Origin of the sequence: Alteribacillus bidgolensis, assembly GCF_002886255.1 — a bacterium.
GTDB classification, from domain to species: domain Bacteria; phylum Bacillota; class Bacilli; order Bacillales; family Marinococcaceae; genus Alteribacillus; species Alteribacillus bidgolensis.
Genome location: NZ_KZ614149.1, coordinates 1,127,225 through 1,152,561 on the forward strand (window position 1 = coordinate 1,127,225; position 25,337 = coordinate 1,152,561).

The 25,337-nt window shown below is 40.7% G+C and carries 26 protein-coding genes; 2 read left to right on the forward strand and 24 right to left on the reverse strand.

What is annotated here, in order from left to right; genetic code table 11:
- Positions 1 to 9 precede the first annotated feature (9 nt).
- Complete coding sequence (locus CEF16_RS05790) at positions 10 to 237, forward strand: DUF1128 domain-containing protein (RefSeq protein ID WP_091582993.1); 228 nt, start codon at positions 10 to 12, stop codon at positions 235 to 237.
- A 131-nt stretch (positions 238 to 368) separates the two neighbouring features.
- On the opposite strand, the gene rnc is transcribed toward CEF16_RS05790, so the two are convergent.
- From rnc to CEF16_RS05840, 10 genes are all read right to left on the reverse strand, one after another.
- Positions 369 to 1,169 carry a ribonuclease III gene (gene rnc / locus CEF16_RS05795; protein WP_091582990.1) on the reverse strand — a complete coding sequence of 267 codons (801 nt, stop codon included), beginning with the start codon at positions 1,167 to 1,169 and terminating at the stop codon, positions 369 to 371.
- Between the two features lie 316 nt (positions 1,170 to 1,485).
- Entirely contained in the window at positions 1,486 to 1,719 is a 234-nt protein-coding gene (gene acpP / locus CEF16_RS05800) for an acyl carrier protein (protein ID WP_091582987.1), read from the reverse strand.
- 164 nt (positions 1,720 to 1,883) lie between these two features.
- Entirely contained in the window at positions 1,884 to 2,627 is a 744-nt protein-coding gene (fabG, locus tag CEF16_RS05805; RefSeq protein WP_091582984.1) for a 3-oxoacyl-[acyl-carrier-protein] reductase, read from the reverse strand.
- Positions 2,628 to 3,578 carry an ACP S-malonyltransferase gene (gene fabD, locus CEF16_RS05810; RefSeq protein WP_091582982.1) on the reverse strand — a complete coding sequence of 317 codons (951 nt, stop codon included), beginning with the start codon at positions 3,576 to 3,578 and terminating at the stop codon, positions 2,628 to 2,630.
- A 3-nt stretch (positions 3,579 to 3,581) separates the two neighbouring features.
- Positions 3,582 to 4,571 (reverse strand): phosphate acyltransferase PlsX, encoded by a 990-nt coding sequence (gene plsX / locus CEF16_RS05815; protein WP_091582979.1) that lies wholly within the window; start codon positions 4,569 to 4,571, stop codon positions 3,582 to 3,584.
- A 165-nt stretch (positions 4,572 to 4,736) separates the two neighbouring features.
- Positions 4,737 to 5,291, reverse strand: coding sequence for a transcription factor FapR (gene fapR / locus CEF16_RS05820; RefSeq protein WP_091582976.1), 555 nt, complete (start codon positions 5,289 to 5,291; stop codon positions 4,737 to 4,739).
- Between the two features lie 82 nt (positions 5,292 to 5,373).
- The gene (recG, locus tag CEF16_RS05825; RefSeq protein ID WP_091582972.1) at positions 5,374 to 7,416 is read right to left on the reverse strand and encodes an ATP-dependent DNA helicase RecG; all 2,043 of its coding nucleotides are present in this window, start codon (positions 7,414 to 7,416) and stop codon (positions 5,374 to 5,376) included.
- Between the two features lie 176 nt (positions 7,417 to 7,592).
- On the reverse strand, positions 7,593 to 8,459 hold the full coding sequence (locus tag CEF16_RS05830) for a DegV family protein (RefSeq protein ID WP_342750465.1): 867 nt from the start codon (positions 8,457 to 8,459) through the stop codon (positions 7,593 to 7,595).
- Positions 8,460 to 8,538: 79 nt separating this feature from the next.
- The gene (locus CEF16_RS05835) at positions 8,539 to 10,212 is read right to left on the reverse strand and encodes a DAK2 domain-containing protein (protein WP_091583219.1); all 1,674 of its coding nucleotides are present in this window, start codon (positions 10,210 to 10,212) and stop codon (positions 8,539 to 8,541) included.
- A 62-nt stretch (positions 10,213 to 10,274) separates the two neighbouring features.
- Positions 10,275 to 10,637 carry an Asp23/Gls24 family envelope stress response protein gene (locus CEF16_RS05840; RefSeq protein WP_091582969.1) on the reverse strand — a complete coding sequence of 121 codons (363 nt, stop codon included), beginning with the start codon at positions 10,635 to 10,637 and terminating at the stop codon, positions 10,275 to 10,277.
- Between the two features lie 336 nt (positions 10,638 to 10,973).
- Here CEF16_RS05840 and rpmB point away from each other — a divergent pair, with 336 nt between their 5' ends.
- The gene (gene rpmB, locus CEF16_RS05845; RefSeq protein ID WP_091270303.1) at positions 10,974 to 11,162 is read left to right on the forward strand and encodes a 50S ribosomal protein L28; all 189 of its coding nucleotides are present in this window, start codon (positions 10,974 to 10,976) and stop codon (positions 11,160 to 11,162) included.
- A gap of 137 nt (positions 11,163 to 11,299) precedes the next feature.
- On the opposite strand, the gene spoVM is transcribed toward rpmB, so the two are convergent.
- The 14 genes from spoVM to CEF16_RS05915 form a co-directional block, all read right to left on the reverse strand.
- Positions 11,300 to 11,380 carry a stage V sporulation protein SpoVM gene (gene spoVM / locus CEF16_RS05850; RefSeq protein ID WP_091270301.1) on the reverse strand — a complete coding sequence of 27 codons (81 nt, stop codon included), beginning with the start codon at positions 11,378 to 11,380 and terminating at the stop codon, positions 11,300 to 11,302.
- A gap of 360 nt (positions 11,381 to 11,740) precedes the next feature.
- Positions 11,741 to 12,394, reverse strand: coding sequence for a ribulose-phosphate 3-epimerase (rpe, locus tag CEF16_RS05855; RefSeq protein WP_091582966.1), 654 nt, complete (start codon positions 12,392 to 12,394; stop codon positions 11,741 to 11,743).
- 3 nt (positions 12,395 to 12,397) lie between these two features.
- Entirely contained in the window at positions 12,398 to 13,276 is an 879-nt protein-coding gene (gene rsgA, locus CEF16_RS05860; protein ID WP_091582963.1) for a ribosome small subunit-dependent GTPase A, read from the reverse strand.
- A gap of 8 nt (positions 13,277 to 13,284) precedes the next feature.
- Complete coding sequence (gene pknB / locus CEF16_RS05865) at positions 13,285 to 15,261, reverse strand: Stk1 family PASTA domain-containing Ser/Thr kinase (RefSeq protein ID WP_245917772.1); 1,977 nt, start codon at positions 15,259 to 15,261, stop codon at positions 13,285 to 13,287.
- Positions 15,261 to 16,013 carry a Stp1/IreP family PP2C-type Ser/Thr phosphatase gene (locus CEF16_RS05870; protein WP_091582962.1) on the reverse strand — a complete coding sequence of 251 codons (753 nt, stop codon included), beginning with the start codon at positions 16,011 to 16,013 and terminating at the stop codon, positions 15,261 to 15,263. Before CEF16_RS05870 ends, pknB begins: the two co-directional genes overlap by 1 nt.
- Positions 16,014 to 16,022: 9 nt before the next feature.
- Entirely contained in the window at positions 16,023 to 17,108 is a 1,086-nt protein-coding gene (rlmN, locus tag CEF16_RS05875; protein ID WP_091582959.1) for a dual-specificity RNA methyltransferase RlmN, read from the reverse strand.
- Between the two features lie 22 nt (positions 17,109 to 17,130).
- Positions 17,131 to 18,471 (reverse strand): 16S rRNA (cytosine(967)-C(5))-methyltransferase RsmB, encoded by a 1,341-nt coding sequence (gene rsmB / locus CEF16_RS05880; protein ID WP_091582956.1) that lies wholly within the window; start codon positions 18,469 to 18,471, stop codon positions 17,131 to 17,133.
- Positions 18,461 to 19,408, reverse strand: a complete 948-nt coding sequence (gene fmt / locus CEF16_RS05885) for a methionyl-tRNA formyltransferase (RefSeq protein ID WP_245917773.1) — start codon at positions 19,406 to 19,408, stop codon at positions 18,461 to 18,463. Before fmt ends, rsmB begins: the two co-directional genes overlap by 11 nt.
- Before the next feature lie 70 nt (positions 19,409 to 19,478).
- The gene (gene priA, locus CEF16_RS05890; RefSeq protein ID WP_091582951.1) at positions 19,479 to 21,893 is read right to left on the reverse strand and encodes a primosomal protein N'; all 2,415 of its coding nucleotides are present in this window, start codon (positions 21,891 to 21,893) and stop codon (positions 19,479 to 19,481) included.
- Positions 21,893 to 23,095: a bifunctional phosphopantothenoylcysteine decarboxylase/phosphopantothenate--cysteine ligase CoaBC gene (gene coaBC, locus CEF16_RS05895; RefSeq protein ID WP_091582948.1), complete on the reverse strand. Its 1,203-nt coding sequence runs from the start codon at positions 23,093 to 23,095 to the stop codon at positions 21,893 to 21,895. Before coaBC ends, priA begins: the two co-directional genes overlap by 1 nt.
- A gap of 86 nt (positions 23,096 to 23,181) precedes the next feature.
- Positions 23,182 to 23,391 (reverse strand): DNA-directed RNA polymerase subunit omega, encoded by a 210-nt coding sequence (rpoZ, locus tag CEF16_RS05900; protein ID WP_091582946.1) that lies wholly within the window; start codon positions 23,389 to 23,391, stop codon positions 23,182 to 23,184.
- 3 nt (positions 23,392 to 23,394) lie between these two features.
- Positions 23,395 to 24,009, reverse strand: a complete 615-nt coding sequence (gene gmk, locus CEF16_RS05905; protein ID WP_091582943.1) for a guanylate kinase — start codon at positions 24,007 to 24,009, stop codon at positions 23,395 to 23,397.
- A gap of 44 nt (positions 24,010 to 24,053) precedes the next feature.
- Positions 24,054 to 24,314, reverse strand: coding sequence for an extracellular matrix/biofilm regulator RemA (remA, locus tag CEF16_RS05910; RefSeq protein ID WP_091582941.1), 261 nt, complete (start codon positions 24,312 to 24,314; stop codon positions 24,054 to 24,056).
- Between the two features lie 85 nt (positions 24,315 to 24,399).
- Entirely contained in the window at positions 24,400 to 25,281 is an 882-nt protein-coding gene (locus CEF16_RS05915) for a YicC/YloC family endoribonuclease (RefSeq protein ID WP_245917971.1), read from the reverse strand.
- Positions 25,282 to 25,337 lie beyond the last annotated feature (56 nt).

Sequence of the window (25,337 nt, forward strand, 5' to 3'; positions counted from 1 at the left end):
GTGGGGAAAATGTTGAGTTTAGAAGAAAAAACACAAGAAAATTTGAGCTTTATGGTAGAAGAAATCACGCAAAAACTGCAAGTAGTGAACACAGCTGTCATGAAAGGGGACAGCTTTGACTTGAAAAATTACGAGGACATTAAAGATATTTATGAAATGGTAGAAAGCAAAGAACATTTCAGTGTAAGTGAAATGGACGCTATTGTTTCAGAGCTTGGAAAACTTAAAAAGTCATAAAGCATTATATTCTAAAGTATTAGAAATAACCACGCGGAGATATTTTTGTTTCGCGTGGTTTTTCATTCCAATGCCTGGTTCAGACTCAAACTGAAACGCCGTGCACATATACTATCTTCCAAAGGAACTTGTTACTCTATCTTTCCCTTCTCGGTTTCCGTTGGATCTAATTTTGACAGCGCTTGCTGAGCAGCATGCTGTTCCGCTTCTTTTTTAGAACGGCCCCGTCCTTCCCCAAGTACTTTTTCATTTAAATATACTGCTGACACAAATTCACGGCTATGTGCCGGTCCGATTTCATCTTTAATTTCATAAACAATACTTCCCAGGTTATCTCTTTGAATATGTTCTTGTAATTGACTTTTAAAATCCATCATATGCGAAAAAGCACCGTGATCAATTTTCGGATAAACTGTTTGATTTAATAACGTATATACACGCTCGATCCCCTGATCAAGATATAACGCTCCTACAAATGCTTCAAATACATCTGCCAGTAAAGCCGGCCGTTTCCGCCCACCGGTCATTTCTTCTCCTTTGCCTAGAAAAACAAGCTCTCCAAAATGCAGCTCTTCTGCAAGATTGGCAAGCGATGCCTCACATACAATGGCTGCGCGGAGTTTTGTCATATCTCCTTCACTCATCGTAGCAAACCGTTTAAAAAGGTGCTGCGATACAGCTAACTCAAGGACAGCATCCCCCAGGAATTCCAGGCGTTCATTGTCATGAACGGAACGTATACGATGCTCATTCACATAGGATGAATGAGTAAAAGCTTGAATCAAAAGTTTTTCGTCTTCAAATGATAAACCAAGCGTTTCAAGCATTTTTGTAAGCTTTTGACGGTGTTCTTCGGTGAGCACCAATTTTTTTCTAGTCCTGCGTCCGCGCGAGGACGGATGTTTTTTTGATTTTTGTGATGGGTGTGCCATAGCAGGTCCTCCGTTTTTCGTACCAGTATCTTGAAAAATAATAAGAGGTGAGGAAACCACTTTCTCTTTTTTGTTTTTAGCAAATCCTAATCTCGAAAATTGCCGTTTTTTATACTGTGTACCGATAAGATTTTATGCGTCTTAACAGTATTAGAAAAACTTAGCTTACCACCGGGTCCAAATGGCGGAAGTCGTAGTTTTGCTTATACTTTGATCATTTAGCAAATTAAAACTTTCCTAAAGTACAAAGAAAAAGAGACCGCTTAAAAGAGCAGGTGGCATCAGCCTTTTTTACGGCCTCTTCTCATGATATCTATTATTGCTGTGCTTCTATGTAATTGACAACATCAGCAACAGTAGAAATTTTTTCTGCTTCTTCATCAGAAATTTCAAGGTCGAATTCGTCTTCTAATTCCATTACGAGTTCAACCACATCCAACGAATCGGCGCCTAAGTCGTCTTTAAAAGTAGCTTCTTTCGTTACTTCTGATTCTTCTACTCCTAGACGATCAGCAACTATATTTTTAATGCGATCGAGTGTATCAGCCATTATTTTCACCTCCTTTAAAGGATTTTTATTAGTACTAATTGACATTATAGAAGATGTGTCCTTCATTTACTAGTTACAGTTAACCAAGGGGCACACTCTTTTATAAAACGCAGATGCAATTATGCCGATTGTCACACTTAACCTTTATACCTATTTTTTACAGGTTAGGGCATAGCCATACCGCCGTCCACATGAACGGTTTGGCCCGTAATGTATTTTGCATCTTCGGAAGCAAGAAAACTCACCGTTTTCGCGATGTCTTCCGGTTCTCCAAGCGCGCCAAGCGGAATCTGCTGCAGTAAAGCTTCCTTAGAGTCTTCTTGCAGCTCTTCTGTCATATCTGTCGCGATAAACCCAGGAGCTACCGCGTTCACCTGAATGCTGCGAGGAGCAAATTCTCTTGCCAATGTTTTAGTCAAACCGATTACACCAGCTTTTGCAGCTGTATAATTTGCTTGTCCTGCATTCCCTAAAACGCCAACGACAGAAGCAATATTAATAATTTTACCGCCGCGCTGTTTCATCATCGGACGTGCAGCTGCTTTCGCGCACTGGAAGACACCTTTTAAGTTTGTATCAAGTACAGCATCCCAATCTTCTTCTTTTAAGCGCATCACTAGGTTGTCACGAGTAATACCTGCATTGTTAACTAAAATATCAATACTTCCGAATACATTGGTCACTTCTTTTATCATTGCTTTTACATCATCTTCTTTTGACACATCCGCTTGGATCGCAAACGCCTCAACTCCGTAATCTTTGCAGGCTGCAGCGACTTCTTCTGCTTTTTGAGCACTGCCTGCATAATTGACTGCTACATTTGCTCCTCTTTTAGCAAGTTCAAGAGCAATTGCTCTGCCAATCCCGCGGGAAGCGCCAGTAACAAGCGCTGATTTACCATTTAACAATTACGACTCCTCCTTTTTTAATTTCTCTATTGTTTTTTCCATCGATTCCATATCTTGAACAGCGTGGACGTTTACCCCTCTGCGCTGAACCCGTCGCACAAGACCGCTCAGAACATTGCCAGGTCCTACTTCGACAAATGTCGTTACATTAAGTTCAAGGAGACGTCGTATGGTGTCTTCCCAATACACAGGGGAAGTGACTTGTTCAACTAACTGCTGTTTGAGCACTCCAGCTTTTGTGGCTTCTTTTGCATTTACATTAGCAACCACTGGTACTTCAGCGTCTTGAAAAACTACCGGGGAAAGAACACTTTCTAACTTGTCCTGAGCCGGCTGCATCAACTTAGAATGAAAAGGACCGCTCACTTGCAATGGTATGACCCGTTTGGCCCCTTTTTCCTTGGCAAGTTCTCCTGCTTTTTCTACAGCTTCTTTAGCCCCGGAAATGACAATTTGCCCAGGTGCATTTAAATTTGCCAGCTGAACAATGTCACCGCTTCCTGATACATTTTCAGTCACTACTTGCAGCTCTCTTCTATCTAACCCCATGACAGCTGACATTGCTCCAACACCCGACGGTACTGCTTCTTCCATAAATAAACCGCGCTGCCTTACAATCTTAACCGCATCAGAAAAAGGAAGTACCCCTGCTGCAACCAGAGCAGAATATTCGCCTAAACTATGTCCTGCCGTATAATCAGGTGTCAAACCTTTCTCCTTTAGCATTTCAAACAAAGCTGTACTGGCTGTAAGCAACGCTGGCTGAGCATTTTCTGTCCGCTTCAATTCTTCTTCTGGTCCATTTAACATTAGTCCAGACAATGGATGACCTAACGTTTCGTCTGCTGACTCTATTCTATTTTTTGCACCGGAATGGTTGTCATAAATATCTTTTCCCATACCGGCGTGCTGCGACCCTTGTCCGGGAAAAAGAAACGCTGTTTTTGCCATGTCTTATTCCTCCTGTTTATTTGCTTCCTTGCTTATTACATCTGTTACTTTCTCATTTACCATTTGTCTAGCCTGGCGGATAGCATGATATACAGCTGTATGATCAGAAGAACCGTGCGCTTTAATAACCGGAGCTTTTAAACCGAATAATCCAGCTCCTCCGTAATGTGAATAGCTCATTTTTTCTTTGATATTAATAAAACTAGATCGCAATAATCCTGCTGCCAGTTTATTCGTGAAACTAGAAGTCAATTCCTGCTTTAAAAGTGTAAATAAGGTGCCCGCTGTCCCTTCAATCGACTTCAAGACTAAATTGCCAGAAAAACCATCACATACAGCAACATCGCATACTCCGTTTAAAAGATCACGAGCTTCTACATTTCCTATAAAATGCAGCGGAGCTTCTGATAACAGGTCAAATGCTTCTTTAGAAAGTTCATTTCCTTTCCCATCTTCTGTTCCTACGTTGATAAGTCCGATTCTTGGACGGTTCACTTTTTTTACCATTTCCATATACGTGGATCCCATATATGCATTTTGGAGTAAATGTGAAGCTTTTGCATCAACGTTTGCGCCAACATCAAGAAGCAGAAAACCTTCCCCATCTACTGTGGGAAGCATTGGAGCAAGGGCTGGCCTTTCAATGCCTGTTATACGGCCGACATGCAATAAACCAGCTGTCATGAGAGCTCCTGTATTACCTGATGAAATGCAAGCATCAGCACGTCCTTCTCTCACTTCTTGTACTGACAGCACCATCGAAGCGTTACGTTTTCTCCGAACGGCTCTTGTCGGTGTATCGTCATCTTCTATTTTTTCGTCCGTATGTAACACAGAAATATTCTTTGATTTGGTTAAATGTTTGCGGATTTCCGGTTCATTACCTACTAATAGAATTTCAACATCTTTAAAGGAACGAACCGCAGCCATTGCTCCCGCAACATGAGCTTTAGGAGCATGATCTCCGCCCATTGTGTCGATGACAATTTTCATGAACGTCTTCTCCTTTTCTTAGACAAACTCGGCTTACTTCTTTGTAAAAGAAACCGCCTAAAAACACCGCACCTATGGCAGCGGCATTCGTTACTTCTGTACGTTGAAGCCGTTGTTTTGTTTATTCTGTTTAAATGAACGTAAGAAATTAAAACCATATATGTTTTATCTATGAGAACGATACATCACAAATTCTCCGTGAAAGACAGTCTCCCGATTCACTCGGCTGGTAATCTCGACGACTGTTTTACTTTTTCCCGTTCCAGCCACAACAGCCTTAGCAACTACTCTCTCCCCGGATTTAACCTGTCTGCTGAAATGCACCGAAGCTTTTGTAGTAAGAGCTAATTCATCATTAATAATGGCAACTGCCAAAGAATTCGCCTGGGCAAATAAATAATGTCCGCGAGCAATCCCGGTACGCGAAAAAACATGTTCTTCACCAATATCTAAAATAGAAATAGCTTCTTCATCTAATCGTAAATCAACAATTTCCCCGATGACTTCTTCTAATGGCAGAGCTTTCACTTCATCTAGGTGTTCTCTCGCAACGTGTTTAATCCGCTCACGTAATTCTGGTATAGACAGCTCCAGCCGGTCGAGACGGATAGTCTGTACACTTACATTAAAGGCTTCAGCCAAAGCTTCATCTGTAATAAATGGGTCAGCTTCAATTTTTTCTTTTAAAAAGTGTTGTCTTTCTTTTTTATTTCTTTTCACGCCTCCGCCACCATCCGCTTCTATGACTAGGTACTAAAAGTAGTATATAATTCTGCTTTTTTAATTTCAAGCATACACTTTCCTAATCTATTTTTTGACCGCTTAACACACCGCTTTTATCTAAATAGTGTCTTAAGCTCGAATACTCAGCAGCTGTCCAAAATTCTTTGCTTTTTATTAACCGGGCTGCATCCTGCCGCGCTGTTTCAAGTGCTCTATAATCATGGACAGGATCGGCAATTTTAAAGTCAGGAAGTCCACTTTGTTTGCTTCCAAAAAAATCCCCTGGTCCTCTTAATTCTAGATCTTTTTCAGACAAAACAAAGCCATCTTCTGTTTCCTGCATAATCTGCATCCGTTCTTTTCCTGTTTCTCCTTTGGGATCAGCAAGCAAAATACAGTAAGATTGTTGATCCCCTCGCCCAACTCTCCCTCTTAACTGGTGCAGCTGTGAAAGTCCAAAACGGTCTGCATCATAAATGACCATGACTGTCGCATTAGGAACATTGACACCTACTTCTACTACAGTAGTTGAAACCAAAATCTGAATGTCATTCGTAGAAAAAGCCTCCATTATTTGTTCTTTTTCCTCGGCAGCCAGTCTTCCGTGAATTAACCCTACTTTGCAGGAGAAATATTGCTGCAGCTGAGCATGAACATCAATGGCATTTTGAACATCGAGTTTATCAGACTCTTCAATAAGCGGACAAATGACATAAGCCTGTCTTCCATTGTTTACTTCTTTTTGTATAAACCGCAGCACTCTCTCTAGTACAGGAGGTTTAACCCAATACGTTTCTATTGTTTTTCGTCCAGCTGGCAATTCATCGATAATAGAAACATCCATATCTCCAAACACAGTAATTGCAAGAGTACGAGGGATAGGGGTTGCCGTCATAAAAAGCACGTCTGGTTCATACCCTTTATCGCGAAGGACCCGTCTTTGTTCAACCCCAAATCGGTGCTGTTCATCAGTAATGACCAGCCCGAGATTTAAAAAAGCTACATCCTCTTGAATAAGCGCGTGCGTCCCTACGACAATATGCGTGTCCCCATCTTCTACGGAAGCATTTACTTCCCTTTTTCTTTTACCTTTTGTAGAACCGGTTAATAGAGAAATCTTCACATTTGTGTTCGATAATAATTCCTTCAGCCCTTGGTAATGTTGTTCCGCTAAGATTTCTGTAGGAACCATTAATGCAGATTGTGACCCTGATAAGTAGACAGCATACATAGCTATAGCGGCTACGACCGTTTTTCCCGATCCTACATCCCCTTGTAAAAGCCGGTTCATTTTTAATGGATCTCTTAAATCTTGGGTTATTTCTTCTATGACACGTATTTGAGCGTTTGTTAAAGAAAACGGCAGCTTGTTTATAAATGTTGTTATTTTTTCTTCATCAAAAGAATGAACTCTGCCATGTGATGAGAGACGTTCTTGTCGTTTAAAGGCCTGCATTTTCAATTGAAAGAATAAAAGTTCTTCATATACTAATCGGCGTCTGGCATGCTTTAATTTTTCTTTATTTTCTGGACGGTGTACAGCTGTGTAAGATTCTTTCCGAGAGGGAAGCTTATAAGAGACTAAAAATGATGACGGCAAACTTTCCTTAATGTGTGTGCTGTATTCTGTAAGAGCAGAATGAATATATCGGCGCAGCTGTTTTACTGTTACGTTACCTCCAGTAGAGTACACAGCTTCCAGCTGCTTTGTTGGATCTGGGCTTCCCTGCTTAAAATCCTGAACGGTAATGGTCAGCTTATATTTGTCCCACTTTCCTGTAAGCGTTACCGTTTCGCCCCTTTTTATTTTATTTTTTAAAAAGGCGCGATTAAAGAACACAGCCGTAATGAGTATGTTTTCAACCATTAAACGAACCGTCATTCTTGATTTCTTTTTCCCGTAAAATCGAATAGCAGGCTCTGTTTGAATCGTTCCTGAAACAGTAACTCGATCATCATGCCGCAGCTCTTCTATTGGAAGAACTTCATGATTTTCATAGCGATAAGGAAAATGCTGCAAAAGATCTGCGATCGTAAATAAACCAATCTTGTTAAGTTCTTTTTCTTTTTCCTCCCCAATTCCTTTTAATATGGAAACCGGCTGATTTAAGGTGCGGTTCATCTTCTATCGAAGGAAACACCAGCTGTATTCGTTTCCCATCCTATCGCTGCTTTATTTCCTAAAACATTCCAGTTTATCATCATAAGAATCCTCCCGCTGACAGATAATATTGATGAGTATAAACACGAAAATAAGGACTGACCTGGTTTAAGCATATTTCCAGGACAGTCCTCTTATCATTCAGCCGGAGTTACTGAAATGGCAACCGTGCCACGTCCAGTGTGAGCTCCAATGACAGCTCCGATTTTTGTGGTCGTCATTGATTGTGTATTCAATCCGTCTGCCACATTTCGAAGCAGCTGCTCTCCACTTTCCTCTGCATCTGCATGAGAAACCCCGACATGGACCGGCTGATCTCCGTACTGATTTTTCACCGCTTCCCGAATGACTGCCAATGCCTTTTTTCTTCCTCTTGCTTTGTGGTATGGGTATACCTGCCCGTCTTCCGTTAAACTTAACACCGGTTTCATTTTTAACAAGGAGCCGATTAAAGCTGAAGCTTTTCCGATGCGGCCATTTTTTTGTAAATATTCGAGTGTATCGACCAAGAAATAAACATTTGTACGCTTTAGCAACATTTCAAGTTTTGCCTTACATTCAGACAAGCCAGCACCATTTTGGGCCATTTTTGCAATTTCCACGACTATAATGCCGATGGCATAAGAAGCACGCTTAGAGTCTATAACTTCAACCTTTACAGCATCTTTCACTTCATCTGCAGCAAGTGTAGCTGACTGAATCGTACCACTCAATTGAGACGATAAATGAATAGAGAGAATCGTTGTATCATTTGAATGATCATTTTCAGCAATGCGACGGTAAACTGTCTCAAACTCATACGGAGTAGGCTGAGATGTTGATGGCAAATCGTCCATTTCATCTAGTTTTTGATAAAAAGACTCAGGTGTTAAATTGACCCCGTCTTGAAACGTCTCATTTCCGATCACCACTTTTAAAGGTATCACCGAAATGTTAAATTTTTTTACCAAATCTAATGGAATGTCAGCCGTACTATCGGTTACAATTTTCACGCGTGCCACCATGAATTCCCCTTCCTTGGTGCACAAACAACTGTGCAATTCTGCTTCCTTCCGTACAAAACGACCTTTCATTATCACCTAATTATTCTACAGAGATAATATAGGAATATAAGGGCTGACCGCCTTCATGTATTTCGACCTCTACATCCGTATATGCTTTTTCAATAAAAACGGTAATTTTTTCTTCCAATTTTTCACTGCCGTCTTCTCCCCGAATCAATGTCACAATTTCTGATTCTTCCTCAATCATATTCTCAAGAAGGTTTTTGGTAACTTTTTCGACATCCGATCCTGAGGCTATTATCTCTTTTTCGGCAATAGCCATGTAATCTCCTTTTTTAATTTCCAAACCGTCAATAACTGTGTCTCTGACAGCGTACGTAACTTGTCCGGTTTTCACTTCTTTTCTGGCACATTCCATGGCTTGTTTGTTTTCTGAAGCGTCTTCTTCTTCATTAAAAGCAATCAAGGCGCTTAGACCTTGAGGTACCGACTTAGTCGGAATCACTTCAACATGGGAACCAACAACTTCTGCTGCCTGTTCAGCAGCCAACACGATGTTCCCGTTATTTGGCAAGACAAAAATGTGATCTGCGTTAACTTTACGTATAGCTGTAACAATATCTTCCGTACTTGGATTCATCGTTTGACCGCCTGCAATAATCTCATTAACACCCAGGCCTCTGAATAACGTTTCAATACCAGCTCCCATAGATACCGTGACAAATCCATAAGGGGCTGAAACTGGCTCATCACTTTTCTCTTCTTCCGTGTTAATTTGACTGGTACCTTTCGTTCCTTCTTGTTCTTTGTCTGTTTTATTACTTGTGAGAGCCTGATGCTGTTCTCTCATATTTTCAATTTTTACGTGTACGAGACTGCCGTAATTTTGGGCTTTTGATAGAATATCTCCTGGGTATTCTGCATGAATATGTATTTTTAATAAATCTTCGTCGCTAACGACAAGTAAAGAATCGCCTGACCGAGCCAGCTCATTCCTAAAAGCGTTTTCGTCAAAACGGTTTTCAAGCAGCTTATCCTCTTCAAACTTCACCATCACTTCTGTGCAATAACCAAACTCAATATCTTCTGTTGCCAAATGTGATTGAGCGTTTTGGTGATGCTCGACTTTAACAAGCTCGTCTAAAGAAGGAGCTGCAGACTCTGCATCGTCTTTTGATGTTTTCCCTTCAAGTGCATGGAGCATGCCTTCATAAATATATACCAAACCTTGACCGCCGGAATCTACTACACCGACTTCCTTTAATACAGGTAAAAGCTCAGGCGTTTCTTTTAAGGAACTGCTGGCTTTTTCTACGACAGATTTCATCCAGTCCATCGGCGTTATATTTGCTTTTGTTTCCTTTGAAGAAGATGCATCTTTAGCAACGGTCAATATTGTTCCTTCTACCGGTTTCATGACTGCTTTGTAAGCAGTCGTCACCCCTTCCTCTAGAGCTCGTTCTAGATCCTTTGTCGTTAGTTCTGCTTTATTTTCCACTGCTTTGGAAAATCCACGGAATAGCTGTGAGAGTATGACTCCCGAATTTCCTCTTGCTCCCATTAAAAGCCCTTTAGAAAAAGATTTCGCTACTTCCCCAGCATGATTGCTTGCATTCGTTTTCACTTCTTTTATTCCTGATTGAATGGTTAAATTCATGTTTGTACCTGTGTCCCCATCCGGTACAGGGAAAACATTTAGTGCATCTACTTTTTTAACGTTTTTCTTAAGAACAGCCGCTCCTTCTTCAAACATGGCAGCAAGCTGTCTGCCTTCAATTACTTCATTCACTGGTATTTCCTCCTAACTTCCTCTGCCTATGACTGCGTAACCCGTACACCTTGAACATATACGTTCACAGAATCAACGGTTAAACCAAGCATTTGCTGAAGCTGGTATTTCACTTTGCTTTGAACATTATAAGCGACTTCAGAAATTTTTGTACCATAGCTTACGATAATATACATATCTATATGGATTCCATCATCAAGCTCACGAATGACGACACCGCGAGAAAAGTTATCCCGGCCGAGCATTTCAGATAAACCGTCTTTTATTTGTTTTTGGGATGCCATGCCGACAATTCCGTAACAATCAACGGCTGCTCCTCCGGCAATAGTAGCTACAACTTCTCTTGAAACATCTATCGAACCTAGCTGTGAATTCATTTCAATTGTCATTATTAAGCCTCCCTTTACCGTTTCCTTCAATGGCTAAGATTATTTTACTATACTCTTCCTTTTTTTGAAAGGTCGTAAGAAAAGCGTAAGCGCCATGTAATAAGGAAGTTTAGTTAAAGTGCAAGACACAGCACCTGCAGCAAAAGATTATTTATCGATTACGCGCAAACCTCGGTCATTGAAGCTAGAAATCTGCACTTATTAGTTGAAAAAAATACAGATGTCAAGAATAACCCTTTTGGAAACAACCTATGATTGCAATGGTATTGGTGCTGTGCTAAAATATGAAAGTATGCTTTGAAACTGAAAGATGGAATGTATAAGGAGGTGCATGTCATGGCACGTAAATGCTACGTGACAGGCAAGGGACCGAAATCCGGTCACAACCGTTCTCACGCAAACAACGCTACAAAGCGCCGCTGGGGCTCTAATGTTCAAAAAGTACGCATCATGGTTGATGGAAAACCAAAGCGTGTTTATGTTTCTGCCCGTGCTCTTAAATCAGGCAAAGTTCAGCGCGTGTAATACAATACGTGTAAATGAAAATGAGATGCAAAAATAACCCCGGAACTATCCCTATTATCTGTGGAATGGTGCCGGGGTTATTCATTGTTCAATGGATAAACTATCTTTTTTAGTTTACATAACATTATTATTAACAACTACTCTTTTTTTATAGTACCGATAACGGCGCGTACAAATCCTCCCAGGAACTTAGGCAGTTTAATAGTATAGAATTTCATTATAACTCCTCCTCTTTCCTTTACTATAATGCGGCACGCGCCGCTTCCCTTAAGCCCTTTTCCGATGGTTAAAGCCTATATTTCTTAAGGCATCGTTTTTCCCAAATGAGATTCTTTTATATGTATATTCAGGAACTTTAAAATAGTACATAGAAAATCTTGAAAAATTAGAAAAACTCGGGTTGCTGGGCCAGCCATAAATTTTAAATCTGAATCAACATTTCCCCTGTAAAAATTTTCATAGCGTAAAGGAGAAGTACATCCATTTAGAAAAAAAGAGGTTTAATTAGTGGTTATTAGAAAAACAACAAAGAACCGCCCCCTGCCTTGGAACGGTTCCCTTTGTCTACATACCGCATTCTATTCAGCAGACCCACGAATTTGTTCTATTGCTTTTTGACGATCTGCATGTTTGTACACAGCCGAGCCCGCTACCAAAACATTGGCCCCAGCAGCCCTGCAAGAAGCAGCCGTTTCTTTGTTGACGCCGCCGTCCACTTCAAGTTCTGCATCGTGCCCAAGCTCTGACAACATGTTTTTTACTTCCTCGATTTTTGCCACAACTTCCGGGATAAATGCCTGTCCTCCAAAACCAGGATTTACGGTCATTAATAAAACGAGATCAACTTCTTTTAAAATATGTTTTATGGTTTCTGCAGGCGTCGCCGGATTAAGCACTACCCCAGTTTTCGCTCCATGTTCTTTAATAAGGTGAATCGTCCGGTGTAAATGACGGCAGGCTTCTACATGAACAGAAATGATATCAGCGCCTGCTTTGGCAAAATCAGCAACGTAACGATCTGGTTCTTCAATCATTAAATGAACGTCAAGAGGAAGTTCTGTATGAGGGCGAACCGCTTGTACAATAAGCGGTCCAATTGTAATATTCGGCACAAAATGGCCGTCCATCACGTCAATATGAATATAATCGGCCCCGCCTTTATCTACATCAATAATTTCTTCTTTTAGTTGAGAAAAATCAGCTGACAAAATTGATGGTGCTACTTTAACCATGTATTAATACCTCCGATGATCGAAAATCTCTTTATAAAATTGAATGTAATGGACATAACGATAGGAAGGAATATCCCCGTTTTCTAACGCTTGTTTCACTGCACAGCCAGGCTCTTTTCGATGGGTGCAGCCACGAAACTTACAATCAGGTAATCTTTCTTTCATTTCAGGGAAACAGACATCAAGATCATCCTCACTAATAGACTTAAAATCGAGCAAGCTAAAACCTGGAGTATCGGCAACCCATCCGTTATGCATAGAAAGAAGTTCAACATGTCTCGTTGTGTGTTTACCTCTTCCTAGATGAGCAGAAATTTCTGCTGTTTTTAACTGTAAAGAACGATCCAAGTTATTTAAAAGAGTTGATTTACCAACACCAGATTGTCCTGCAACAATAGAGATGCTGCCTTCTAAGAGTGGAGGAAGCTGTTCTATCCCGTCCCCGCTTTTTCCCGACACAAAATAAAACGCATATCCTATATTATTATAGTCTTGTTGAAATGCCAGCAGTTCCTGTTCCCGCTTTTCTTTTACTAAATCCATTTTATTGACTACAATAATCGGTTCAATATCTAAGGATTCCATATGAATAAGAAAACGGTCGAGCAAAAGAGACGAAAATGCTGGCTCCTCTGCTGAAAACACGAGCAAAGCCTGATCTACATTAGCTACTGGGGGACGGTTCAATTCGTTTTGCCGTTCAAAAATTTCGTAAATATAACCTTCTTCTTTTTTTTCTGCTTCAAATCTTACATTATCACCAACGAGAGGTTTAATCTTTTGTTTTCTGAATAATCCTCTTCCCCGGCATTGGAAGACACCTTGTTCATTTTCTACATAATAAAATCCGCTCAGTGATTTTACGATGATTCCTTCCTCCATAAATCCTCCTATTCATCCCCGTAATTAAAAGTATTAGATTGGACTTCTTCATCATCAACATAGAGCTTGTAATACCCATCCGTTTCCGGAGTAACTTCGAGCGGTACCCTGTACGTTTTTGTTTCTGAAATTGTTTCTTCCGTAAAAGTGGTTTCTCCATCGGTGGTTGCATCTTCATAAACGATCCGAATGTCGAAAGACTGGTCTTCTTCTTCCTCACTTTCCTCCACTTCTACCGGAATGACAGCTTCGATTTGTTCAGTTTCATTTTCTTCCACAGATTCTTCTTCGGGCCCTTCCGAAATGACAAACGTAATTTCATCTCCGTCTGTGACAGTGGTGTAAGGTCCTGGAGAATGTTCAATGACACGGCCGCTGCTTATCTCATCTGAATGACGAGTTTCAAAACTTCCGTTTAAGTTGTTATTTTCTAAATATTTTTCCACCGCATCCTTCGATTCACCTTCTAAATTGTCTAAGGAAAACTCTCGTTCTGTGCTATATGTCAAATAAACTGTTGTTTCTTCTGCTACGACGTTTTCCCCGGCTTTTGGTGTTTGCTCAATGATATGATCAGGAGGATATTCTGATGTTTCAGAGGCAGTGTATTCCACCCCATTGTAATCACTTAACATATCTTCTGCCTGGTCCCGGTCCACTCCCTCTAGATCAGGCATTTCCACTTCCTCTTGTCCCTCACTGACATATAAAGTAACCGTGCTGTCAATTTTAACAGTTGAGCCGCCTCTTGGATCTTGGCCGACTACAAAGTTTTCCTCCACTTCATCGTCGTAGACATTTTCCACTTCAGCCTCTAAACGTGCTTCTTCTATTTCTTGTACCGCCTCATCTTCTTCCATGTTTTGAACTTCAGGGACTTCTGCTTCATCTACTTTCAGCCAGTCAGGAAGAATAGTAAACGCAGCAGCTGCTGCTCCAATGATAAACAATAAAATGAAAAACAGTATCCATCCCCAGCGCTTTCTTTTTTTCTTAGGGGGAGGAGGTTGATTATCCATATTATTATTATGAACCGCCGTTGCTTCGGAAGGAGCCACTTTTGTTTCTTCTGCAAATCCATCCTCATCTTTTATAATTGGGACAGCTTTTGTAGCATCCTCATCTTCAGGAAGAATATAAGGGGCTTCGTTACGGCGTTCCATCGAAAGAACGGTTTTTAAATCGTCCTGCATCGTGAAAACACTATCAAAACGTTCAAGCGGATCTTTTACTGTTGCTTTTAAAATAACATTTTCAAGACTTTGCGGCAGTCCCGGTCTTTTTTCAGATGGAAGCGGCAATGGCTCTTGTAAATGCTTTAATGCAATACTAACCGCTGAGTCACCTGTGTAAGGAAGTGATCCGGTCACCATTTCATAAAGCACAACCCCGAGTGAATAAATATCTGACTGAGCTGTAATGCGGCCGCCTTTTGCTTGTTCTGGCGATAAATAATGAACAGACCCCATAACCGAATTTGTATGCGTGATTGTGGCTGCTGAAGCTGCTCTCGCTATACCAAAATCCGTTACTTTTGCTTCTCCATTATGATTTATTAAAATATTATGCGGCTTTATATCCCTGTGTATAATCCCATTGGCATGGGCATGCCCGATTGCGCCTAAAATTTTATCCATGAGACTGACAGATTGTTCTAATGGAAGAGGCCCTTGCTGCTGGATTTTTTCTTTCAGCGTTTCTCCTTCAATATACTCCATTACAATATAATAAAGGTTTTCTTCTTCCCCTACATCGTAAATATTAACAATATTTGGGTGGGCCAAGCTGGTTGCCGCCTGCGCCTCTCGGTGAAAGCGCCGGATAAATTCTTCATCCGTGTTATATTGCGGCTGAAGCACTTTCACCGCAACGGAGCGCTCTAATATTATATCTTGCGCTTTGTAGACGTGAGCCATACCGCCTCCGCCTATCTTATCTTGAATTTGATACCGTTCACTTATTCTTTTGCCAATCAGGTTAGACATTACATCATCCCCTCTTCAAGTGGGACATTCATCACAACAGCAAGAGTAATGTTATCTTCTCCCCCTCGTTCATTGGCAGTATGTATAAGAATCTTGGCACTGTCATCTAGAGATTGCTTACTGCACAGCTCCTGTTTTATTTCATCATCTGTTATTTTATTTGTTAATCCATCAGAACAAAGGATTACAGCATTTCCTTGATTCCATTCCAAAGCCAATTTTTCACTTTTGATTACAGGTTCTGTCCCCAATGCTCTTGTTAAAATGTTTTTGCGCGGATGATTCTCTGCTTCTTCTTCTGTTAATTGGCCGCTTTTTTTCAATTCATTTACTAGCGAATGATCTTGTGTTTTAAGCTGCAATGCTGCTTCCGTTAAAAGATACGCTCTGCTGTCGCCAACATGAGCAATTACTATAAAGGAAGGAGTACAAACAGCCGCAACTAAGGTTGTTCCCATTCCTTGCAAATGACTATTTTCATTTGCTTTGTCAAATACTTTCTGATTCACTTCGTCTATCTTAACACTGAGCCATTCTCCGGCTTCATCTGGGGTAAATGGCTTTTCTAATGACTTCCACGCTTGGCTCAGCAAATCTGTTGTCATTTTACTTGCAATATCCCCGGCTTGGTGGCCTCCCATTCCGTCGGCCACCACTGCCAGGTACTCTCCTGCTTTGTTTATAAAAATTCCGCCTGCATCTTCATTATGATCCCGAACCTTACCGGCATCGGTTAAAAATACGGTATCCACAGACAGGGTTCACCTCGTTTCTTGTTTGCGTTCCTTCGCGCGAAGCTGCCCGCATGCTGCATCGATGTCGTGTCCTTGCTCACGCCGGATTGTAACGTTTACACCGTGCTCTTTCAACGTCCGTTCAAAAGCAAAAATATCATTTTTACTCGTTCTGACATAATCACGCTCAGGAACGTAGTTAACAGGAATCAAGTTCACGTGGCATTTTAATCCTTTGATCAATTCTGCAAGTTCTTCAGCATGTTCGACTTGATCGTTCACGCCGCCAAATAGACCATATTCGAAGGTTATGCGTCTATTCGTTTTTTTCTGGTAATAACGGATAGAGTCCATTAGCTTATCAATCGGCCAGGCGCGGTTGACTGGCATGAGCCGGCTGCGGATTTCTGTATTCGGTGCGTGAAGTGAAATTGCAAAGTTAATTTGCATGTTTTCATCAGCAAAATCATAAATCCTCGGTACGACACCACTAGTTGAAACGGTAATATGACGGGCGCCAATATTTAACCCTTTATCATGATTAATCACTTTTAGAAAAGAAATCAGTTCATCATAATTGTCAAATGGTTCACCGATCCCCATGATTACTACTGAATCTACACGCTCTCCTTTTTCATCTAGTGCACGCTGTGCTTCCAAAACTTGAGCTGTAATTTCACCAGCTTCTAGATTTCGTTTTAATCCGCCAAGTGTGGAGGCACAAAACGTACAGCCAAGCCGGCAGCCTACTTGCGTTGTTACACATACGCTATTTCCATAGTTGTGTTTCATGACCACCGTTTCAATCGTGTACCCATCTTGCAGTTCAAATAATAATTTCACCGTTCCGTCGGATGATTCCTGTCTAGCAGCTTCTTTTAATACGGTAATCGAAAATGCGTCTATTAATTTTTGGCGCAGTGTTTTCGATAAATTAGTCATTTCCTCGAAGCTTTCTACTCTTTTTTGGTACAGCCACTCGAAAATCTGATCTGCACGAAATGCTGGTTCTTGCTGTTCTTTCAGCCAGTCTTGGAGCTGTTCAAATCGCAACGTAAAGATGGATGTTTTCCCAGGCGCTTCCGCTTTTACTTTTTTCTTTAATTGCTGCATGAATATTCTTCCTTTCAAATGTTTATAAATCCTGCTTTTTTAACAAAGCCATAAAAAAACCGTCCGTACCAAATTGCTGCGGTAATATGGTTTTTTGTCCATGTTCGGCTTGCAGCGTATTCGCTAAAAATTCATTTCGTTCTCTTTTAAACAAGTTGTTTTGGCTTAAAAATGCTTCTACTACGTCTTCATTTTCTTCTTTTCTTACCGTACAAGTACTGTAAACAAGCATCCCGCCAGGTTTCACCAATTTAGAGGCTTCTGCTAAAATGTCCGCTTGAATCTTTGGAAAACGTTCTAAATTTTCTTTTTGCTTCTGCCACTTTAATTCAGGTTTGCGTCTTATAACGCCAAGACCACTGCAAGGAGCATCTACAAGTACTCTGTCAAACTGTTCGTCTAAATGAGCTGTAAGCTCTCTAGCGTCCATGGCTTTTGCCTCAATAATAGATAAACCAAGGCGTTTTGCTTGTTCCTCAATTAATTTTATTTTTTTCTTATGAAGGTCAAATGCATTAATTGATCCCTTATCTTCCATACATTCGGCTAAGTGCGTCGTTTTTCCTCCAGGAGCTGCACAAGCATCTAATACCCTCATTCCAGGCTCAGGCTGAAGTAACCTCGCCACAAGCATAGAGCTTTCATCCTGTATCGTAACATATCCATTTTTATACGTTTCTGTTGTTATTACACTCCCTGAAGTTATAATAAGGGCATCAGGAGAGAGAGCACCTTCTTCGATTTGACAGCCTTCTTCGAGTAATTTGTTTTTTATTTCTTCTTTTGTCGATTTTGACAGATTTACCCTCACGGTTAAAGGAGGGGGATCTAAATTCGTTAGAGCCATTGCTTTTGCTTCTTTTTCCCCATAAGCTGCAATCCAGTCTTCTAGAAGCCATTCTGGATGGCTCGTTTCGATTGCCAGACGTTCTATACCTGATAATGAATTTGTACGCGGAAGACCTTTTCGCTGAATCGAACGAAGCACGCCATTCACCAGGCCGCTTATTCCTTTATGCCCTCGCTTTTTCGCTATATTGACGGCTTCATGAATAACCGCTCTATCTGGCACCCTGTCTAAATATACAAGCTGATACACGGAGAGACGAAGCAGCTGCAGCACCCAGGGCTCTATCGAATCTATTCCGTTTTTTAAAAAGGGAGTTAAATAAAAATCAAGCGTATTTTTTCGTTTTATCGTGCCATAGACAAGCTCTGTTAGCAAAGACTCATCTTTTTTTGAAACTTGTCCATGACTTAATACATGATTTAAAAGCAAATGGCTGTAAGCCCCTTCTTTTTCAATTCGCTGAAGAAGTTCCAATGCTTTTTCTCTTACGTTTTTATTAAAATTATTGGTCATTATTAAATTGCTCTCCTGTTTTAAAACCGTGATTTCCTCGTAAAAAGTCAGCAGCTTTCATTCGTTTCTTTCCGGATGGCTGAATTTCTTTTATATCAATGGATTGATGATCTCCTGTTTTTACGATAATGCCATCTTCGTTTACCGCCTCAATGGTCCCAGGCTGCTGTTGATCCGATGAAGATGGCGCTTTTTTTACTTCCCAAATTTTAAACGGTTTACCGTTGTAGGTTGTATAAGCGACCGGCCAAGGATTCATGCCGCGTATATGATCATAAACAGCTTGTCCTGGCTGGTTCCAATCAATTTTTTCCTGTCCGCGCTGAATATTAGAAGCAAACGTTGCTTCTTGTTCGTTTTGCGCTATAGGTGCAATTTTTCCTTGTAAGAGATCTGGCAAAGTTTCTAATAATAAATCTCGACCGGCAATGCTTAATTTGTCATGGAGTCTTCCTGTAGTGTCGGTATCAGTAATTTCAACTTCTTTTTGAGTTAAAATATCCCCTGCGTCTAGCTGCTTTACCATATACATGATCGTGATGCCTGTCTTACTTTCACCGTCAATAATAGCTTGATGAATCGGTGCTCCTCCTCTGTACTTAGGAAGCAGAGAAGCATGGACATTAACCGCACCGTGAACAGGAGCTTCAAGAATGGATTCAGGGAGGATTTGTCCAAACGCAGCTGTTATTATTAAATCTGGTTCTAGATTTACGATTTCCTCCACATTTTCTTTCTTTTTAAGTGTTTCCGGCTGCAGCACTCTTAAACCGTGTTTAAGGGCTTCTTCTTTTACTGGAGGAGGAGTGAGCGTTTTTTTTCTTCCCTTCGGACGGTCCGGCTGGGTAACAACTGCTTCAATCGTATACCCTTCTTCCACTAATCCTCTTAAAATGGGAACAGAAAAATCGGGAGTTCCCATAAAAATAATTTTCATCCTATCCGTCCTTTCTTTTCTGTATTCATAAAAGGAGCCCCGCGATTAGAATCGGCAGCGGGGCTTTATACTACATGAACATTTGCGGGTTCATATCAATGGAAATAAATAATTTATCAGTTGCCATTTCTTTTTGGTACCGGTTTGCTATTTTATTTAAGATACTCTTTAAATCTGGCTCATTTCTGTATTTTATCATGCATTGATATCGATATCTATCTTTAATGCGGGCAATAGGTGAAACAGTCGGCCCGAGTACTTTTGTTTGAGGAGAAAATGAGCTTCTCAGAAAAGAAGCAATTTTTTCCGCAGTCTGCATCACTTTTACTACATCTTCATGCGCAATTGTTACAAGTGCTAAGTAATAATAAGGGGGATAACCGCTTCTTTTTCTATGTCCCATTTCTTCTAAGCTGAAGGCTTCATAATCATGGGTTTTGGCATGCTCGATACTATAATGGTCTGGAGTATATGTTTGAATGACGACTTCTCCAGTCAGCTTATCCCTTCCAGCCCTGCCGCTTACTTGTGTTAAAAGCTGAAACGTTCGTTCCGATGCTCTGAAATCAGGTAAGTGAAGCATCGTATCAGCTGCTAACACTCCGGCTAACGTGATTCTTGGAAAATCAAGACCTTTTGCTATCATTTGTGTTCCAAGTAAAATATCGGCTTCACCGTTTCCAAATGCTTGCAGCAGCTTTTCATGAGACCCTTTTTTTGAGGTTGTATCCACATCCATTCTGATGACTCTTGCTTCAGGCAGCAGCTTTGTCAGCTCTTCTTCTACCTTTTGTGTTCCTGTACCAAAAAAACGGATATGTTCACTTTCACAAGCAGGACAAGTTGTCAGCATAGGCTCTTCATACCCGCAATAATGACATTTCAGCTTTCGCTGGGTATGATGATAAGTAAGCGTAATCTCACAGTGCGGACACTCCGCCGTGTAGCCGCAATTACGGCACATGACAAATGTGGAATATCCGCGCCTGTTTAGAAACAATACCGCTTGTTCGTTTCTATCCAGCCTATCTTTTAGCTTTTGCAGCAGAAGTTCTGAAAAAGCAGAGCGGTTACCCTTTCTTAGTTCCTTTCGCATATCGACGATGTTTACTTCTGGCATGGCTATATTATTTACACGTTCTTTTAATTCAAGCAGTTCATAAACGCCCCGTTTTGCTCTTGCATAAGATTCTAACGAAGGAGTGGCACTTCCTAAAATGACCGGACACTTATGATAACTCCCTCTCCAAATCGCAATGTGACGAGCGTGATACCTCGGGTGGTCTTCTTGTTTGTAGCTGCCTTCGTGCTCTTCATCTATAATAATTAAACCTAATTTTTCAAAAGGTGCAAATACAGCCGAACGTGCTCCCACTGCCACTTGTACTTCTTTTCGATGGATTTTTCTCCACTCATCGTATTTTTCTCCTGCGGACAAAGCGCTGTGAAGAACTGCTACTTTAGAACCGAATCTTCCTTTAAATCGTTCCACCATTTGCGGAGTAAGTGAAATTTCAGGTACAAGAACGATGGCTTCTTCCCCTTTTTCCAAGACTTTTTCAATCGCTCGCAGATAAATTTCCGTTTTCCCGCTGCCTGTGACCCCGCGCAGCAAAAAAGTCGTATCTTGATTATGGTCGACAGCTGTTCGGACCGGAGCGAGCACATGTTTTTGCTGACCGGTCAGTTCAGGGCGAGGATCAGGCTCAAAAAAACGGTCACTATATGGGTCTCGGTATTCTTCAAGCTCTTCTAAAAATAACATTTCTTTTGTTATTAGCTGCTGCATAGTATGTTTAGATGTTTGTAAAGTATCTATTACTTCTTTAATGGGTATTTTTTCATCCGGGTAACGAGTATCAAACCATTCCATAACAGCTATTTGCTTTTTAGCTCTGTTTCCCAGAATATCAGCGAAACGGACACCTCTGTATTGTGGATTCATACGTATGGATTGGATGGTTTTCTTTTTGGTTTTGTCTTTCACCAGATAATCTACTTCTATTTCTTCTTTTTCCACCGCTTGTTTGATTGACGAAAAAATTTCTTTTTCGTTCGGAATAGTGTTCCAATCTACTGATGATTTACCTGCAAATACAGCTTGAAGCGAAGCGGGGAGGTACTGTTCCTCTGTACTAAGCTTTAAAATCTTTTTTGGTTTTGCTCGTATGGCTGAAGGAATCATGGATTGCAAAGCGGTGATAAGAAAGCAGACGGTCTCTTCGGCAAGCCATTGCCCGAGCTGTAACATTTCATTTGTTAAAACGGGATAAGGATCAAGCATTTCAGAAATCGGCTTCACTCTGTCAAGCTCCGTATTTTCAGTAATTTCCCATATAAAACCTTGAATCTTTCTCGGCCCAAATGGAACGATCACCCGCATCCCTGGTAAAATTAAATCGATCAGTTCTTCAGGAATACGATAATCAAAAGCCTTATTCGTCTGACCTGCAGTGACATCTACAATTACTTTTGCATACATCATTAAGCGTCCTTTATTAACATATTTTCTATCCGTGCAAGTATTTCTTTTGCTGTTTCTGTTTTTGTCATTAACGGCATGTCTTCTGGATTTTGCTCTCGTTGTACAATAATGACTCTATTCGTTTCAGAACGGAAGCCAGCGTCTTCTGAAGTAATGTTATTTGCAATTACCATATCAAGATTTTTGCGTTCTAATTTGTCTTTTGCGTATTCAACTATATTGTTTGATTCAGCAGCAAATCCAATTAATAATTGATGTGTTTTTTTCTTTCCTAATTCAGCTAAAATGTCTTTTGTACGTTCCATAGGAATGTCCATATCACCATTTTGCTTTTTTGCTTTTTGAGCAAGAATGGTTTTTGGTTTGTAATCAGCCACAGCAGCTGATTTAACAACAATGTCCATAGAGGAATAGATTTTGGTGACTTCATTATACATTTCTTCGGCTGTTGTGACGTTTATCCTTTTTACTCCTGGGAGAGCATTCAGGTGAACAGGCCCTGCAATAAGGGTAACATCTGCACCCATTGCAGCTGCTTCGGCAGCAACCGCAAATCCCATCTTTCCAGTGGATGGATTCGTAAAAACGCGGACCGGATCGACATATTCATAGGTTGGCCCTGCTGTAACCAGCAGCTTTTTCCCTGCTAATGGAGTATGAGCTTTTTCTTCTGCTTCCAAGAAAGCTACTATTTCATCCGGTTCTGCTAAACGTCCTTTGCCTACCCATCCACAAGCAAGATAACCATCACCTGGTTCAATGAAAGTGTAATTGCGTTCTTTCAGCGTATTCATGTTCTCCACTACAGCTGGATGCTGATACATATTTACATTCATCGCAGGAGCAAAATAAACAGGACACGTAGCAGCTAGAAACGTTGTCAAAAGCATATCATCAGCAATCCCGTGTGCTGCTTTTCCAATTACATTAGCGGTGGCCGGTGCAATAATAAAAAGGTCTGCCCAGTCGGCTATATCAATATGAGCTACTTTTTCGGGATCTTTTTCAGCAAACGTATCATCATACACTCTTTCCCTGGTTAAAGCTTGAAACGTTAACGGTGTAACAAATTGTTTTGCGTGCTCTGTCATAATGACTTTTACCGAAGCACCGGCCTGGGTTAACTTACTTGCAAGAGCTGCTGCTTTAAAGGCAGCTATACCACCGCTTACACCTAATAAAATATGTTTATGTTGCAGCATAAATATTCCTCTCCATTTATGTTTTATTTTCAAAACGTTCTTGGAAGTAAAACAACAACCTATAAGTATTATAGGTTGTTGTTATCTTAAGATCCCTCTGTATGTTTATAACCTAACTTTCCATGCTCGATCTCTTCAAGAGCAATGCCGACCAATTTTGATGATTCATAATCATCAATCAGCGGGTCTGCTTCTTCCATTTCTTTTAAGTCACGGGCGCGCCGTGCAGAAATAGTAACCAATGTATACTTTGAATCAATGTGCTTCATTAACGTATCAATAGAAGGATATAACATGAACTATTCAACCTCCGCTAATTGTTTATATTTTTCTATTAAACGGTCTTTTTTGCAATGTTCTGCTGTTACAATCGCTTGAATTCGATCCACTGCTTTATCTACTTCATCGTTTTCCACAACATAATCATAGTTTTCCATCATCTCTAATTCTTCACGAGCAACTGTCATTCTTTTATTAATCAAGTCTTCGTTTTCCGTTCCTCTTCCAACAATGCGGCTTCGCAATTCAGCAAGGCTTGGCGGCATTAAAAAGATAAAAATACCTTCTGGATATCTTTCTTTTACTTTTTTGGCACCTTGCACTTCAATTTCAAGAATAATGTCTCTGCCTTTTTCTATTGTCTCTACCACGTAATCAAGCGGTGTACCGTAATAATTATCTACGTACTTTGCCCATTCAAGCAGTTTATTTTCTTCAATCATCTGCTCAAATTCCTGCTTTGTTTTAAAGAAATAGTTTACTCCGTTTGCTTCCCCTTCTCGAGGCTGTCTTGTTGTAGCAGAAACAGAATATTCTATCTCCGTATCCACGCCGCGCAGGGCATTACACACTGTTCCTTTTCCCACGCCAGCTGGACCGGATAAAACAATCAGCAGCCCTTTTTCATCTTTCATTCTTTCCAACGCCTTTCTTGCCAAAATCCAATCAAATGTTGTTGTTAGTCGTCTGACATATCATCTTTTGTATTTAAACGCTGTGCAACCGTTTCCGGCTGTACAGCAGATAAAATCACATGATCACTGTCTGCAATAATGACTGCTCTTGTTCTTCTGCCATACGTTGCATCAACGAGCATATTTCTGTCCCTGGCTTCCTGAATAATACGTTTAATAGGAGCAGACTCGGGACTAACAATAGAAATAATACGATTAGCTGATACAATGTTACCGAAACCGATGTTTATAAGTTTAATGTTCACTAGTATCCCTCACTTCATCAGGAGCGACAGCTACGCTCTATTTTTACCACTTAACTATAAATATATACGAAAATGCGTTCGCTGGCTACTCTATATTCTGTACTTGTTCTTTAACTTTTTCTAGTTCACTTTTTAAATCTACCACGAGATGGCTTAGTGATGCACTATTTGCCTTTGACCCGATTGTATTGATTTCCCTGTTCATTTCCTGGCCCAGAAAGTCTAATTTTCTTCCTTTTGCTCCATCCGCTTCTAGAGAGAGAATAAACTGATCATAATGAGAAAAAAGCCGGGTTAACTCTTCATCAACGTTGATTTTTTCTGCAAAAAATGCAACTTCTTGCAAAAGCCGGGTTTCATCTGGTTCATATTCACCGTCGATAAATTCTCTAATCCTTTCATACAGACGTTCTCGGTAAAGAGAAACGACTTCTGGTGCCTGTTCTTGAAGCTGCGAGGTTAGATGGTGCATGTTTTCGATCCGTTTTCTCACATCGTTTTGAAGCCTGATTCCTTCTTCAACTCTCATCTTGTGAAGTTCATTCGCTGCTTTTGAAACAGCTTTCTCAATGGCTTCTTGCCACTCTTCTTTCATTTGTGGACTCTCTTCAATTGGAGCAATATCAGGATGAAGTAAAAAATCCTGCAGTCTTAACTTGGATTCAAAGACATTCAGCCGGTCCAGCTCTTCAGCTTGGTCTATATACTGGTCTAAAAGAGACCAGTCCACATTCACCTCTTTTGTAGATGGGGAAATCCCTTCTAATGTTATAAAAACATCTATTTTTCCACGTTCCACTTTCTCTAACACACACTTGCGCAGGCGGTCCTCTAGAGATAACAGCTGCCTTGGCATTCGAAATTGTATATCACAAAATCGATGATTAACTGATTTCATTTCAACTAGAATACTTCCGCCGTCCTGTTCTAGGATCGCACGGCCAAATCCTGTCATGCTCACTGACATGTCTATCACATCCGCTTCTCCTATTCTAACTAATTTTACCACCTGCCACAAGCGCA